The organism is Vibrio sp. YT-18 (genome assembly GCF_033337345.1).
Lineage (GTDB): Bacteria > Pseudomonadota > Gammaproteobacteria > Enterobacterales > Vibrionaceae > Vibrio > Vibrio alginolyticus.
This window is the reverse complement of sequence record NZ_JAWOQO010000014.1, coordinates 20,924-35,372: the sequence shown is the minus strand read 5'-3', so window position 1 is coordinate 35,372 and position 14,449 is coordinate 20,924. Positions and strand designations below refer to the sequence as shown.

Here is a 14,449-nt window from a genome sequence, read left to right as displayed (position 1 = left end):
ACAGCATTTTTATACCAATGCTAATAATTATCCGCGAAAGGCACACTTATTCCTTACAACCCGCGGATAGATTTTTGACGTCTATTTGCAGCACCTGTCAGAGAAACAGTATAGGGTTAGCTGTCTTATGGTGATATTCCGAGGTTACAGTGAGTAAACGACTACTCAAGTCTGGCATGATCGTCAGTGCTATGACATTTATTTCCCGCGTTCTTGGCCTAGTTCGTGATGTTGTAGTGGCAAATTTAATGGGGGCAGGAGCAAGCGCAGACGTCTTTTTCTTCGCCAATAAAATTCCTAATTTTTTACGACGTTTGTTTGCTGAAGGTGCTTTTTCCCAAGCGTTTGTACCTGTTTTAACGGAAAGCCATGCTCAAGGCGACATGGATAAAACTCGGGAGCTCATTGCTCGTGCGGCGGGTACATTAGGGGTGATAGTCTCAATTGTTACCATCTTAGGTGTTCTAGGTTCCGGAGTGGTGACTGCACTGTTTGGTTTTGGTTGGTTCCTAGACTGGATGCATGGTGGTCCCGCGGCTGAGAAGTTCGAACTTGCTAGCGTGATGCTCAAGATTACCTTTCCTTATTTATGGTTCATCACTTTTGTTGCCCTATCGGGAGCCATTCTCAATACACTAGGTAAGTTTGCGGTTTCTTCGTTTACTCCCGTCTTCCTCAACGTAATGATCATTTTGGCAGCATGGTTTATCTCGCCGCAGATGTCACAGCCAGAGATTGGCCTTGCCATCGGTGTTTTCCTTGGTGGTTTGGTTCAGTTCTTATTTCAAATCCCTTTCCTTATTAAAGCGGGGGTTATGGTTAAGCCGAAATGGGGCTGGCGCGATCCGGGCGTGGTGAAGATCCGAACCTTAATGATTCCTGCTTTGTTCGGTGTGTCGGTAAGCCAAATCAACTTGTTGTTTGATACTTTTATTGCCAGCTTTCTGCAAACCGGTTCGATCAGTTGGTTGTACTATTCAGATCGCTTGTTGGAATTCCCGTTAGGTCTGTTTGGTATTGCTATTGCAACGGTGATTTTACCAGCATTATCACGCAAACATGTTGACGCACAAAATGAAGGATTCGCACAAACCATGGACTGGGGGGTGCGCATGGTGATCTTACTTGGCCTTCCTGCAATGCTTGGTTTGATGGTACTGGCAAAACCTATGTTGATGGTGTTATTCATGCGAGGTGAGTTTTCGCCACAAGACGTACATCAAGCATCATTGTCACTCTTTGCTTACGCTTCAGGCTTGTTGAACTTTATGCTGATTAAAGTGCTCGCTCCGGGTTATTACTCGCGTCAAGACACTAAAACGCCAGTGAAATACGGCATCATTGCGATGGTGACCAACATGGTATTTAATGCAATTTTTGCGTACTTCTATGGCTACGTTGGCTTGGCTATCGCGACGGCACTATCGGCATTTGTGAATATGGCACTGCTGTATCGTGGCCTGCACATCGCAGAGGTATACCAAATCACTAAGCGAACCGTCTTCTTTATTATACGTTTAGCTATTGCTGGCGCGGCGATGGTGGCGGCAATCTTATGGCAACTGGAAGATATGTCAGTATGGCTGGGCTGGAGCTTTGCTCACCGAAGCGCGGTGCTAGGGATGTTGATCGGTTTAGGAGCCGTAGTTTACCTAGTGGTTCTATTTTTAACTGGTGCGCGTTTAAAAGACCTAAAAGCTGGGACAGACTGAGGGTGATTAGTATATAATCCGTCAGTTTCACACAGTGTAAAGTAAAACAGAGGCAGAAAGCAGTATCCAATGGAACTGATTAGAGGCATTCACAATATCAACCCGCGACATCATGGTTGTGTGCTGACTATTGGCAATTTCGATGGTGTCCATAAAGGCCATCAACAAGTATTGCAGCAAGTGTCTGAGCAAGCGGACAGGCTATCCTTGCCTTCTGTTGTGATGACCTTTGAACCTCAGCCGATGGAGCTGTTTGCCAAAGACAAGGCACCTGCAAGGTTGACGCGATTACGCGATAAGTTCGTGCAATTGAGTAAGCTCGATATTGACCGCTTACTGTGTGTCAATTTCAATCGCCATTTTGCAAGTTTAACCGCGGAAGAGTTTATCCGTGACTTGTTGGTCGAGCGTTTGGGTGTTAAGTTTCTTGTCGTTGGTGATGATTTCTGCTTTGGCAAAGGCCGTACAGGTAACTTTGCAATGCTGCAGGAAGCAGGGGAAAAATACGGCTTTGATGTCGTAAGTACCCAGAGCTTTTGTTTACAACAATTACGTGTCAGCAGTACGGCTATCCGTCAAGCGCTGGCGCGTGACGATTTGCATTCCGCGCAACAGATGCTGGGAAGAAACTACAGCATCAGCGGTCGTGTTTCTCACGGAAGAAAGCTAGGTCGAACCATTGGGTTCCCTACTGCAAATATTCCTTTGAAACGCTGTGTTTCTCCGGTTTCCGGAGTCTATGTTGTTCAAGCGCTTGGCTTAGGAAATAAGCCAGTTGGTGGTGTTGCTAATATTGGTCAAAGACCAACCGTCAATGGTGTTCGCCAACAGTTAGAAGTGCACTTATTCGACTTTCATGCCAATTTATATGGCAAGCAACTAGAAGTGGAACTTTTGCATAAACTTCGAGATGAGCAAAAGTTTGAGTCGTTTGAAGCACTTAAACAACAAATCGAATTGGATGCTGAAGCAGCAAGGGTGTGGCTGCGTCAGCTTAAGCGTTGAGCGGTTTATTCCACCGTTCAACATAATGTCTAATTTTCGCCCAATATAACGGAATTAAGAATCGATGAGTGAGTATAAAGATACCCTGAACTTACCTGAAACAGGGTTTCCAATGCGCGGCAACCTGGCCAATCGTGAGCCAGAAATGCTTAAGCGTTGGTACAAAGAAGATCTTTACGGTGAAATCCGTAAAGCTAAGAAAGGCAAAAAGTCATTCGTATTGCACGATGGCCCTCCTTACGCAAATGGTGACATTCATATTGGTCACGCACTAAACAAGATTCTTAAAGACATTATTATTAAATCCAAAACACTTTCAGGTTTTGACGCACCTTACATCCCAGGCTGGGACTGCCACGGTCTACCAATCGAATTAATGGTAGAGAAGAAAGTAGGTAAGCCAGGCCAAAAAGTGACAGCAGCGGAATTCCGCGAGAAATGTCGTGAATACGCAGCAGGTCAGGTTGAAGGTCAGAAAGAGAGCTTCAAACGCCTTGGTATCATGGGTGAGTGGGACAAGCCATACCGCACTATGGATTTCGCAACTGAAGCGAACATTATTCGTGCTCTTGGTAAGATCGCAAGCAATGGTCACCTGCTAAAAGGTTTCAAACCTGTTCACTGGTGTACAGACTGTGGTTCTGCTCTTGCTGAAGCGGAAGTAGAATACAAAGATAAAGTATCGCCATCTATCGACGTTCGTTTTAAAGCGGCTGACGAAGCGGCACTGCTATCTAAATTTGAACTGACAGAAGGTCATGAAGGTCACGGTGACGTATCTATCGTTATCTGGACAACAACACCTTGGACACTGCCAGCAAACCGCGCAGTATGTCTACGTGATGATCTAGAGTACGTACTTATCCAAACAGAAGGCGACAACGCCGAGCGTATCATCGTTGCTGCTGAGCTGGCGAAAGACGTAATGGACCGTGCGGGTATCGAGCACTTCCACAACCTTGGCTTTGCTAAAGGTGCGGACCTAGAGCTTTCTCAATTCCAACACCCATTCTACGATTTCACTGTACCGGCGATCCTTGGTGATCACGTTACGACTGATTCAGGTACTGGTGTTGTTCACACTGCTCCTGGTCACGGTCAAGAAGACTTCGCGGTTGGTAACAAGTACAACCTAGAAGTAGCAAACCCAGTTGGCTCAAACGGTGTTTACCTACCAGATACAGAGCTATTTGCTGGTCAGCACGTATTTAAAGCGAACGATGCAGTAGTAGAAGTACTAAAAGAAAAAGGTGCACTACTACACCACCACGCTTACGAGCACAGCTACCCACACTGTTGGCGTCATAAGACCCCAATCATCTTCCGTGCTACACCTCAATGGTTCGTTTCTATGGACCAAGCTGGCCTACGTGCTAAAGCATTAGAGTCAATCAAGAATGTAGAGTGGATGCCTGAGTGGGGTCAAAGCCGCATCGAAGGTATGATCGAAGGTCGCCCTGAGTGGTGTATCTCTCGTCAACGTACTTGGGGTGTGCCAATTGCTCTGTTTGTTCATAAAGAAACAGCAGAACTTCATCCAAACACGCTAGAGCTGATCGAGAAAGTCGCGAAGCTGGTTGAAGAGAAAGGCATTCAAGCATGGTGGGATGTCGATGCAGCTGAACTACTAGGTGCTGACGCGGACCAATACGAAAAAGTACTAGATACGCTAGACGTATGGTTCGATTCTGGTGTCACTCACTTCTCAGTTGTTGATGCTCGTGAAGAGTACAACGGCAATAGTGCAGACCTATACCTAGAAGGTTCTGACCAGCACCGTGGTTGGTTTCAGTCTTCTCTAATTTCATCTATCGCGATGAAAGACGAAGCGCCTTACAAACAAGTACTGACACATGGTTTCGTGGTTGATGGTCAGGGGCGTAAGATGTCTAAATCTATCGGTAACGTGGTTGCGCCAAAAGACGTAACTAACAAGCTAGGTGCTGACATTCTTCGTCTATGGGTTGCTTCAACAGACTACACTGGTGAAGTTGCGGTTTCTGATGAAATCCTAAAACGCAGCGCAGATGCGTACCGTCGTATCCGTAACACAGCGCGTTTCTTCCTAGCTAACCTGAGCGGCTTCAACCCTGAAACAGACATCGTTCCTGTTGAAGAGATGGTTGCGCTAGATCGCTGGGCGGTTGGTCGTGCACTAGCAGCACAAGAAGAGATCGTTAAAGCATACGAAGAGTACAACACACACGGTGTGACTCAGCGTCTAATGCAATTCTGTTCAATCGAAATGGGCTCTTTCTACCTAGACGTAATTAAAGACCGTCAGTACACAGCAAAACGTGGCGGCAACGCTCAACGTAGCTGTCAGACTGCGCTTTACTACATCGTAGAAGCGCTAGTTCGTTGGATGGCGCCAATCATGTCGTTCACTGCAGATGAAATCTGGAACGAAATGCCAGGTCAACGCGACAAGTTCGTATTCACTGGTGAGTGGTTCGACGGCCTATTCGGTCTTGCTGAAGGTGAAGAGCTGAACAACGAATTCTGGACTGAGATCCAAGCGGTTCGTGGTGCGGTTAACAAACTTCTAGAAGATGCGCGTAAAGAGAAAACCATTGGTGGTGCACTACAAGCTGAAGTGACTCTATTTGCTGATGACGCACTAGCGGCGAAGATCAACAAACTTGAAGATGAACTGCGCTTTGTTCTACTAACCTCTGCTGCGAAAGTTAAGCCTCTGGGTGAGAAGACTGATGCAGCACAAGCGACGGATATCGAAGGCTTATTTGTTGAAGTAGCAGCAGCTGAAGGCGAGAAGTGTGATCGTTGTTGGCACCACACGCCAGACGTAGGCACAATTGAAGGTCACGAGAAAATCTGTGGTCGTTGTGTGTCTAACGTAGACGGCGAAGGTGAAGTACGTAAATTCGCGTAATTGCCTAGAACGACTGAACTTTTTTTAAAATTAACAGCCCCAGTATTTACTGGGGCTGTTTGTAGGTAAAGTAATGAGTGAAAAAGCACTGACGTTAAAGCAATCTGGAGTTCGCTGGCTGTGGTTAGCAATTCTGGTATTTATTGCAGATATTGGCATCAAATTGGTGGTGATGGACAACATGGGCTACGGATGGGCAAACCGAATTGAGGTGTTGCCATTCTTCAACCTACTTTACGTTCATAACTACGGTGCCGCTTTCAGCTTCTTGAGCGATCAAGCTGGTTGGCAGCGCTGGTTATTTACAGGTATCGCGTTTGTTGTTACGGGTCTTTTGACCTACTGGATGAGTAAGCTTCCAGCAAAAGAAAAATGGAACAACATTGCTTATGCACTGATTATTGGTGGTGCAGTGGGCAACGTGTTTGACCGCGTCGTTCATGGCTTTGTTGTTGATTACCTAGACTTCTTCTGGGGTAACTACCACTGGCCAGCATTCAACCTTGCTGACATGGCGATCTGTATTGGTGCGGCAATGATTATTCTGGATGGCTTCCGTAAAAAAGACGCTGACAAGTAATCTTTTGCGGTATATCGAATAACCCTAAGCGTCGTCCGTTGATTCGAGCGACGCTTTTTATTATGTTGGAGCGCCAATCAGCATATCAATGTATAAAAAGACCAAGCTGACAGCGTAATAACCCAAGAACAAGGAAGCATTAACGTGACAACAATAACCAATGAATCGGTAGTAACCCTTCACTTTACGATTAAAATGAAAGACGGATCGGTTGCAGATAGTACTCATAACATGGGTAAACCAGCGAAATTTGTTATGGGTGATGGCAGCTTGAGTGAAAACTTTGAGCAGTGCTTGATAGGCCTCGAAACAGGCGCACAAAAAGCGATTGAGCTAAAGGCAGAAGACGCGTTTGGTATGCCAAACCCTGATCATATTCACTATATGGATCGCACTAAATTTGTAGGTGATGCAGAAGTGGAAGTTGGTACAATCATGGCCTTCAGTGGCCCTGATGGCATGGAAATCCCGGGCATTATTACAGAGATTGCAGGCGATTCAGTCACTGTGGACTTCAACCATCCTCTAGCGGGACAAGACGTGACTTTCGAAGTTGAAATTTTGTCAGTAGAATAGCGAACCAAATAAAAGATAACTTCCATGAGCAATGAAATGAAAATCCTGTTAGCTAACCCACGTGGTTTCTGTGCTGGTGTTGACCGCGCGATTAGCATCGTAGAGCGTGCGCTAGAGATGTATCAGCCACCGATTTATGTGCGTCATGAAGTGGTGCATAACCGTTTTGTGGTTGAAGGTCTAAAACAGCGTGGTGCTATCTTCGTTGAAGAACTGCACGAAGTGCCAGACAACAACATTGTGATTTTCTCCGCTCATGGTGTATCGCAGGCAGTTCGTCAGGAAGCCAAGCAGCGTGATTTGACCGTATTTGACGCAACGTGTCCTTTAGTAACTAAAGTGCATATGGAAGTGGCGCGTGCGAGCCGTCGTAATATGGAAGTGGTTCTGATTGGTCACGCAGGTCACCCTGAAGTCGAAGGTACGATGGGGCAATACGCCAGTGAAACCGGTGGTATGTACTTGGTTGAAACTCCGGCCGATGTTGAGAAACTGAAGGCGATTGTGAAAGATCCATCCGATCTTCATTACGTAAGCCAAACGACGCTTTCTGTCGATGAAACTGCCGATGTTATCGAAGAGCTACGCCGCGTGTTCCCAGATATCCAAGGTCCACGTAAAGACGATATCTGTTACGCGACACAAAACCGCCAAGATGCCGTACGTGAATTAGCTGGTGACGTAGATGTGATGGTTGTGGTGGGTTCTAAAAACTCATCAAACTCTACACGTCTTAAAGAGCTAGCTGAAAAGCTAGGGACACCTGGCTACTTAACCGACTGTCCGGAAGATATCAAACCTGAGTGGTTCGAAGGCAAAACAAAGGTCGGCGTGACTGCGGGAGCATCTGCTCCGGAAGAGCTCGTTAATCAGATTCTAGAGCGAATCAAAGAACTCGTTGGTGCCGAAGCGGTTGATGAAGTACTTGGCCGTGAAGAGAATATGTTCTTTGAAGTACCTAAAGAACTGCAAATCAAGCAAGTGGATTAGTCTCCATTTATCGAATATTCAAAAGGCGACCTGTGGGTCGCCTTTTTTACATCTCTCTTAACTCATTTAGGTAATCACGAATTTGGTCTTTTCCTAAACCATCGATAATCATATCAGACATCTTCGTGATTCTTCGCTCAAGCGATTGAGCAACCTTTTCGCAATGTGCGTACATGTCTTCATCAGAACCATCGGTCGGAAAAGCATCAACTTGCCAGTTTACTCGAACACCCCCCGCAAGCCACTGAGGAGCGGTTTCTTGATGTAAAGAATCACAGAGAATAATAACGATGTCGGGAAGAAACTGAGTTCGCTCCTCCCATGAATGTGTGTGGATATGCGGAATGGGGAGTTGGTGGTCATCTAAATATTTTTGCACCACTGGGTGCACCTTGCCTGTGGGATGTGAGCCTCCACTGGTGACACTAAAATCTGCTGACAGGATATTGGTTGCGATTGACTCCGCGAGGACGCTTCGTCCAGCGTTGTGCTTACATATGAATAAAACTTTATACATCATCGCCTCGTCTTTTCAGAGCGTCCTATTTATACGTTAGCGGAAATTCAGCGATGATGTGTGAAGTTTTTGTGTTAGTGGCTAATGCCGAGCATCTCTTTGAGCACCTTTAAGTAGCGGCGGCTTACTGGTATCTCAAAGCCTGTTTTGGTGATGATTTCCGCTAACCCATTTTCCAGTAACTTGATTTCGCTAATCGCTTTAATACTGACTAAGTATTGACGATGGCAGCGGACTAGAGGGGTTTTCTCTTCCAACGTTTTTAATGTCAGTTGGGTGCTCGCGGTTTGGCTGGTGGAGCGTACATGCACGCCGCTGATATCACTGTAAGCACATTCCACCGTGTCGGTGGCCATGATAACGATGCGGTTGTGTCCGATGCACGGTATCTGATCCAACGTGTCAGGTGTAATAGCAGACAGTTGTTGCGTTAGGGCGGATTGGCTAATGACTTTGTTTAGTCGTTTGACCGTTTTAGTTAACCGGCATGGGTCGACAGGTTTGAGCAAGTAATCAAAGGCATTGTCTTCAAATGCTTGAATCGCATACTGATCATAAGCCGTGACAAAAACCACATAAGGCATGGTTTCTGGATCAAGCATTCCAAGTAATTCAATCCCCGTGACTTGAGGCATTTGGATATCGAGAAACACCACATCAGGCTTGAGTTCATTGATTTTTTTTAGGCCAAGGATTGCGTTTGAGGCATCGCCCACGACCTCAACTTGGCCTGTTTCATCCAGTAACTCTGCTAGCTCTTCACGAGCAAACTGTTCATCATCAATGACGAGTGCGGTTAACATCCAACATTACCTTTATTGCTTCAGCGTGCTTTTATGATTTTGGGGGAATGATAAAGCTCATTTTAGTAAATTGATGTGGCTCGCACGTAATTTTTAGCGCTGCATCACGTCCAAATTGATTAGTGAGACGTTTGTCGACAATTTCTAAACCTAGCCCTGAGTGGTTTTCTTTTGGCGGTTCAAAACTGCCTGCGTTGTCTTCGACGGTAATCAAGTGACCTTGTGGGTGTGCTTCGCTGTATATATGAACTTTACCACCTTCAAGCATGTTTGAAATGCCATGCTTAATGGCATTCTCAACCAAAGGCTGGAGTGTAAAGCTTGGTAATTTGATGTCCAGCAATTCAGGTTGAATATCGATTTCAACCTCTAAGCGGTCCGTAAAACGCGCTTTTTCGATGCTCAAGTACGAGTTCACATGTGCAAGCTCTTCCTTTAGCGTCACGGTATTAATGTTCTGCTTTAAATTGCTGCGGAAGAAGTGCGATAAATTTTGGATTAGCTCGCGCGCTTTGTCAGGGTCACGACGAGTAATCGCACTAATAGTATTGAGTGCATTAAACAAAAAGTGTGGATTCACCTGAGCGTGAAGCAATTTTATTTCTGCTTGGGCGAGTAAGGCTTGTTGTTGTTGGTAATCGCCATAAAGGATTTGGCTAGATAGAAGCTGGGCTATTCCTTCCGCCATCGACATGTTGGCCGTCGAGAACAATTTACGCTTCGGTTCATACAGCTTTATGGTACCAATGACCTCTTTCCCTGCACGCAGTGGGATGATCAGCGCAGATCCGAGCTTGCAATCTTTTGCAATGGAGCATTGGTATGGACGCTCCGCACCATCAAGATAAATGATGTCGTTTTTCTCCATGGAGTCTAATGTGCTTTGCGATGAAATCGGCGTGTTCGGTTTATGGTGATCATCGCCAATGCCCACAAACGCCAAGATCTTTTCTTGGTCAGTAATCGCGACAGCGCCCACTTTGGTTTCTTCGTAAATAATACGTGCGATTTTCTCTGCGTTTTCGGTGTTGAAGCCGTTGCTTAGAATTCCCACTGAGCGATCAGCAATGGTGAGCGCTCGACGCGAAAACGTCGCAGAAAACTTTTCAAAGATTGCTTTTCTGTCTTGCAGGATACTCATGAACAACGCCGCACCAAATGAGTTCGCGATGATCATAGGCGCTGCAATAGCGGACACCAGTTCATAGGCTTGATCAAAAGGTTTCGCGACGGCGAGCAGCAAAATCATTTGCACCACTTCTGCAACAAACGTGACGCTGAATACGACGCTTGGATTAAACAGCAATGCGCCTTTATTTCGCTTGATAAGGTAAACGTGGAGCAAGCCACCAATTACGCCCTCGGCGGTGGTTGAAATTGCGCAGGCTAGGTCAGTAAAGCCACCAAGAGAGTATCGATGGATGCCACCAGTAAATCCGACGGCGAAACCTACAACAGGTCCACCAAACAGCCCGCCCATAACTGCGCCGATCGCACGAGTATTGGCAATAGCATCGTTGATGTGCAGACCGAAATAGGTGCCGAGAATACAAAAGCCAGAGAAGAGTACGTAACAAATTAGGCGGTGGCTTAAGCGCGAAGAAATACTCAGCAAAGGTAAGATGATTGGCGTTTTACTTAGCATGTAAGCCAAAACTAAGTACACACACATCTGTTGTAAAAGGGAGATGACCAGTTCCATAGTGAACCTAACCTAGAATCAATGTTGTTATTGTATACCTAAGTAACCTCAAGATGCTTGGCTCAGATAGATAAGAACAGCTAAGTAAATGATGCTGCGCTGTGCTTTCTGAACCTTAAAGTGACTTGGGTATAAAACAAAAAGAGCCTGCAATTGGCAGGCTCCTATCTTAGTCACTCAGATGTGACGAGTATTACGCTGTTTCTGATACGGCTTGTGGTTTCTCTTCGTCAGCCAGTTCAGTTTCACCTTTACCCTTAGAGGTTTTGATAACGTAACCTGTCACAGCTAGGGCAAACACAATACCTACGATAGTTGATAGTTGCATTGGCAGACCAAAACCTAGCGAGCTGTTGTTTAAGATGAACGTGACACATACCGTGGTCATGAAGATAGCTGGGATAGTGGTAATCCAGTGCAGCTTGTTGTGACGCAGTAGGTAAGCGGACGCAGTCCAAAGCATCATTACCGCTGTTGTTTGGTTTGCAAAACCGAAGTAGCGCCAGATAATGCCGAAGTCTACTTGAGTTAAGATACCGCCGATAACGAACAGTGGAAGTGCCATCAGTAGACGGTTACGTAGCGTTTTTTGTTCCATGTTGAAGTATTCAGCAAGGATCAAGCGGCTTGAACGGAACGCTGTATCGCCAGACGTAATTGGTAGGATAACCACACCCAGGAACGCAAGGATACCACCGAACACACCTAGCAGACCAAATGATGCGCTGTATACCACGTTACCAGGGCCACCGTTTTTCACAGCTTCTGATAGAGCGTCTAGAGAGCCGAAGAAAGACAGAGCGATAGCACACCAAATTAGCGCGATAACACCTTCACCAATCATTGCACCGTAGAATACGAAGCGACCGTTTTTCTCATTTTCCATACAACGCGCCATCAGTGGAGACTGAGTTGCGTGGAAGCCAGAGATAGCGCCACATGCGATAGTGATGAACAATGCAGGCCATAACGGCATGTCATTTGGGTTGAGGTTAGAGAACATGTCCGAAACTTGGAAGTCACCCATTACTGTGTGTTCGCTAGAGAAAGCAACGGCTGTCATTAGACCAACAGACATAAAGATAAGTAGGGCGCCAAACAGTGGGTAGAAACGACCAATGATTTTATCGACAGGAACAATCGTCGCAATGATGTAGTAAGCAAAAATAGCAATAACCATTGTAGTCATGCTTACGCTCAAGCTTGTTTGATCATTGATGAGGTTAGTAATCATGCCAGCAGGGGCTGAAACGAACACTACGCCAACTAGAAGCAATAGGACAATGGCAAAAATATTCATAAAGTGTTTTGCGCCATTACCTAGGTAGCGACCTGTAATGGTAGGTACAGATGCACCGCCGTTACGCACTGAAAGCATGCCTGAGAAGTAATCGTGTACTGCACCAGCAAAAATACAACCGACTACAATCCAAAGCATCGCCGCAGGACCGTATAGTGCCCCCATGATCGGGCCAAAAATTGGACCAACACCTGCGATGTTAAGTAGTTGAACTAGGTAAACTTTCTTTGTTGACATTGGAACGAAGTCAACACCGTCCGATTTGGTGTGAGCTGGCGTTTGGCGTTTTTCATTGATGCCGAAAATCTTCTCGACGAAAGCGCCGTAGATGAAGTATCCGCCGATTAGGGCTGCGACACAGGTTAGAAACCACATCATAGCAATTGTCCTTGGTCTTAGTTGGGTAGGGTAATTTTTTAATCTCAGGATGCATGTTATGCGTCACTTGTGTTAAATGCATTCGGTTAGTAGATGAGTGGTCGAATAGAGCACTGAGTGGTCGATATGCTGCTTGAGCGGTTTTTAAAAATGGCGAAAGGTTGATGACAGTCTTGAGCGGCTGATTTGAGTCATCAGTGGTTAAATCTGCAAGCTCAGCGGCAAGCGCCAATAATTAGTGGTAAGCTTATTTTTGAAAACAATTACTTAAGGAAGAACCATGAAAAAGGTAACGGTAGGTCTGGCACTGGCTTTACTTGCAGGATGCACAGCAACGACAGCAGATCTTGCCAAGTCGGGAGATTGGCATCAGATCGGATATCAAGATGGCATAACCGGACACACATCGCGCACGATGAGCGAGCTTCGTGAGTTGGGTAGTGTTAAGCAAAGTGACTACGACCAAGGTTATTTAGAAGGTTTACGTGAGTACTGTAATCCTGCTTTTGCGTATCAAATGGGGTTATCTGGTCAGTATTACGAAGGGGTTTGTGAAGGTACTGAGCAAGCGCAAAAATTCCGCATGGAATGGCAACGTGGTTGGAATGAATACTCAAATTAATAGTCAATAAAGCCGTTGTTACACTGTCTGCATCACATAAATGTGGCAAAATCTTCCTTATTAAACTATGTTCATATTGCTTGATAGTGAGCACAGAAAAAAAGGAATCACATTATGTCAACGCAAATGGCTGGTGGCTGGAGTCCATTTCATGAACTCACAGCAGAGAATAAAGAAGTATTTGCTAAAGGTATCGAGGGGTTTGTCGGTGTCAAATACTCCCCTTTGGTTGTGGCCACTCAAGTCGTAGCCGGACAAAACTATGCGTTTTTCTGTAATGCAGAAGTTGTCTACCCTGGAGCACAACCATACCCAGCAATGGTTCATATGTTCAGCGACCTTGAAGGTAAAGTCGGTATTACTCACATTGAACGATTGAACTACTAAATTAAGCCATAAAAGGCGCCTGACTTTTAAATAAGTGAGGCGCTTTATTGATTAAGATTGATTAGCTTGCTCGATCACGACTTTTCTTAAATATCCTTGTTTGGCTTTCAGTTGCTCAGTCGCGCTTTCTTTATCCAGCCCGGTTAAAATCATCAAAATAGCTAACTTGGCGTCGTAGTCCGTTTCTTTGAGCGCCGTTTTAGCCTCTTGGTTAGTACAATCTGTTGCTTGCATAACAATACGAGCCGCTCTTGCAACTAGCTTTGCATTCGTCGCTTTCACATCTACCATTAAGTTCTGATAACTTTTGCCCAGGCGAATCATGCTTGCGGTAGTGAGCATGTTCAGTACGAGTTTTTGTGCCGTCCCTGATTTTAAGCGAGTGGACCCCGTTAACGCTTCAGGTCCAACAACGGGGCTAATCGCAATATCGGCAATATCTGCAATCGGAGAGTCAGGGTTACAAGATAGTGCTACAGTGGTGGCACCAAGCTCGTTCGCATACTCTAAGCCACCAATCACGTAAGGTGTTCGTCCACTTGCCGCAATACCAACGACGACATCGCGTTGTGTTAGCGTATTCTCTTTAAGATCTTGCTCGCCTAATGTAGGGTCGTCCTCCGCCCCTTCTTTTGCACGGAACATTGCCTCTTTTCCACCGGCAATAATACCAACGACCATCTCTGGATCTGTGCCAAAAGTTGGTGGGCATTCTGAAGCGTCCAAAACGCCAAGTCGACCACTGGTACCCGCACCGATGTAAAACAACCGACCTCCGACCTTAAATGCTTCCGTGATCTTATCAACGGCTTCAGCGATCTCAGGCAATACTTTTTCAACGGCAAGAGGAACGAGTTTGTCCTGTTGGTTGATGCGTTGAACAATATCGAGAGAAGGCAGCAAGTCGATGTCCATGGTGTCTGGATTTCGCCCTTCAGATACCAGATGGGATAAAGCTGCGATAAGTGCATCGTTCGTCATAAT

At 45.8% G+C, this 14,449-nt stretch carries 13 protein-coding genes; 8 read left to right on the top strand and 5 right to left on the bottom strand.

The window, feature by feature from the left end:
• Positions 1-149 precede the first annotated feature (149 nt).
• The 6 genes from murJ (at position 150) to ispH (ending at position 7,756) form a co-directional block, all read left to right on the top strand.
• Positions 150-1,712, top strand: coding sequence for a murein biosynthesis integral membrane protein MurJ (gene murJ, locus R7M72_RS17810; protein ID WP_005381936.1), 1,563 nt, complete (start codon positions 150-152; stop codon positions 1,710-1,712).
• 69 nt (positions 1,713-1,781) lie between these two features.
• Positions 1,782-2,717, top strand: a complete 936-nt coding sequence (gene ribF, locus R7M72_RS17805) for a bifunctional riboflavin kinase/FAD synthetase (RefSeq protein WP_005381933.1) — start codon at positions 1,782-1,784, stop codon at positions 2,715-2,717.
• Positions 2,718-2,781: 64 nt separating this feature from the next.
• Entirely contained in the window at positions 2,782-5,610 is a 2,829-nt protein-coding gene (gene ileS, locus R7M72_RS17800; RefSeq protein WP_154204833.1) for an isoleucine--tRNA ligase, read from the top strand.
• Between the two features lie 73 nt (positions 5,611-5,683).
• Positions 5,684-6,190, top strand: coding sequence for a signal peptidase II (gene lspA, locus R7M72_RS17795; protein ID WP_005385948.1), 507 nt, complete (start codon positions 5,684-5,686; stop codon positions 6,188-6,190).
• Positions 6,191-6,334: 144 nt separating this feature from the next.
• Positions 6,335-6,766 (top strand): FKBP-type peptidyl-prolyl cis-trans isomerase, encoded by a 432-nt coding sequence (gene fkpB, locus R7M72_RS17790; protein WP_005381922.1) that lies wholly within the window; start codon positions 6,335-6,337, stop codon positions 6,764-6,766.
• Between the two features lie 24 nt (positions 6,767-6,790).
• Positions 6,791-7,756, top strand: a complete 966-nt coding sequence (ispH, locus tag R7M72_RS17785) for a 4-hydroxy-3-methylbut-2-enyl diphosphate reductase (protein WP_005381920.1) — start codon at positions 6,791-6,793, stop codon at positions 7,754-7,756.
• Between the two features lie 46 nt (positions 7,757-7,802).
• Here the strand turns inward: ispH and R7M72_RS17780 are convergent, their stop codons facing one another.
• From R7M72_RS17780 to R7M72_RS17765, 4 genes are all read right to left on the bottom strand, one after another.
• On the bottom strand, positions 7,803-8,276 hold the full coding sequence (locus R7M72_RS17780) for a low molecular weight phosphatase family protein (protein ID WP_064368997.1): 474 nt from the start codon (positions 8,274-8,276) through the stop codon (positions 7,803-7,805).
• Positions 8,277-8,347: 71 nt separating this feature from the next.
• Positions 8,348-9,076 carry a two-component system response regulator BtsR gene (btsR, locus tag R7M72_RS17775; protein ID WP_005381917.1) on the bottom strand — a complete coding sequence of 243 codons (729 nt, stop codon included), beginning with the start codon at positions 9,074-9,076 and terminating at the stop codon, positions 8,348-8,350.
• Between the two features lie 31 nt (positions 9,077-9,107).
• Positions 9,108-10,778: a sensor histidine kinase gene (locus R7M72_RS17770; protein WP_005381915.1), complete on the bottom strand. Its 1,671-nt coding sequence runs from the start codon at positions 10,776-10,778 to the stop codon at positions 9,108-9,110.
• 193 nt (positions 10,779-10,971) lie between these two features.
• Entirely contained in the window at positions 10,972-12,456 is a 1,485-nt protein-coding gene (locus R7M72_RS17765; RefSeq protein ID WP_005381914.1) for a carbon starvation protein A, read from the bottom strand.
• A gap of 280 nt (positions 12,457-12,736) precedes the next feature.
• Between R7M72_RS17765 and R7M72_RS17760 the strand changes: the two genes are divergently transcribed.
• Together R7M72_RS17760 and R7M72_RS17755 are read left to right on the top strand one after the other, a co-directional pair.
• A complete protein-coding gene (locus R7M72_RS17760) occupies positions 12,737-13,078 on the top strand; it encodes a DUF2799 domain-containing protein (RefSeq protein ID WP_005381912.1) in 342 nt (113 codons plus the stop codon).
• A gap of 114 nt (positions 13,079-13,192) precedes the next feature.
• Positions 13,193-13,465: a hypothetical protein gene (locus tag R7M72_RS17755; RefSeq protein WP_005381911.1), complete on the top strand. Its 273-nt coding sequence runs from the start codon at positions 13,193-13,195 to the stop codon at positions 13,463-13,465.
• Positions 13,466-13,516: 51 nt separating this feature from the next.
• Here the strand turns inward: R7M72_RS17755 and murQ are convergent, their stop codons facing one another.
• On the bottom strand, positions 13,517-14,446 hold the full coding sequence (gene murQ, locus R7M72_RS17750; protein WP_215810542.1) for an N-acetylmuramic acid 6-phosphate etherase: 930 nt from the start codon (positions 14,444-14,446) through the stop codon (positions 13,517-13,519).
• Between the last annotated feature and the right edge of the window lie 3 nt (positions 14,447-14,449).

Excerpts from the sequence above, each read along its gene's own strand:
- ileS (WP_154204833.1), top strand. The coding sequence starts at position 2,782 with ATGAGTGAGTATAAAGATACCCTGAACTTACCTGAAACAGGGTTTCCA.
- murQ (WP_215810542.1), bottom strand. The coding sequence starts at position 14,446 with ATGACGAACGATGCACTTATCGCAGCTTTATCCCATCTGGTATCTGAA.
- R7M72_RS17760 (WP_005381912.1), top strand. The coding sequence starts at position 12,737 with ATGAAAAAGGTAACGGTAGGTCTGGCACTGGCTTTACTTGCAGGATGC.
- R7M72_RS17765 (WP_005381914.1), bottom strand. The coding sequence starts at position 12,456 with ATGATGTGGTTTCTAACCTGTGTCGCAGCCCTAATCGGCGGATACTTC.
- btsR (WP_005381917.1), bottom strand. The coding sequence starts at position 9,076 with ATGTTAACCGCACTCGTCATTGATGATGAACAGTTTGCTCGTGAAGAG.
- R7M72_RS17770 (WP_005381915.1), bottom strand. The coding sequence starts at position 10,778 with ATGGAACTGGTCATCTCCCTTTTACAACAGATGTGTGTGTACTTAGTT.
- R7M72_RS17780 (WP_064368997.1), bottom strand. The coding sequence starts at position 8,276 with ATGATGTATAAAGTTTTATTCATATGTAAGCACAACGCTGGACGAAGC.
- ispH (WP_005381920.1), top strand. The coding sequence starts at position 6,791 with ATGAGCAATGAAATGAAAATCCTGTTAGCTAACCCACGTGGTTTCTGT.
- ribF (WP_005381933.1), top strand. The coding sequence starts at position 1,782 with ATGGAACTGATTAGAGGCATTCACAATATCAACCCGCGACATCATGGT.
- lspA (WP_005385948.1), top strand. The coding sequence starts at position 5,684 with ATGAGTGAAAAAGCACTGACGTTAAAGCAATCTGGAGTTCGCTGGCTG.
- R7M72_RS17755 (WP_005381911.1), top strand. The coding sequence starts at position 13,193 with ATGTCAACGCAAATGGCTGGTGGCTGGAGTCCATTTCATGAACTCACA.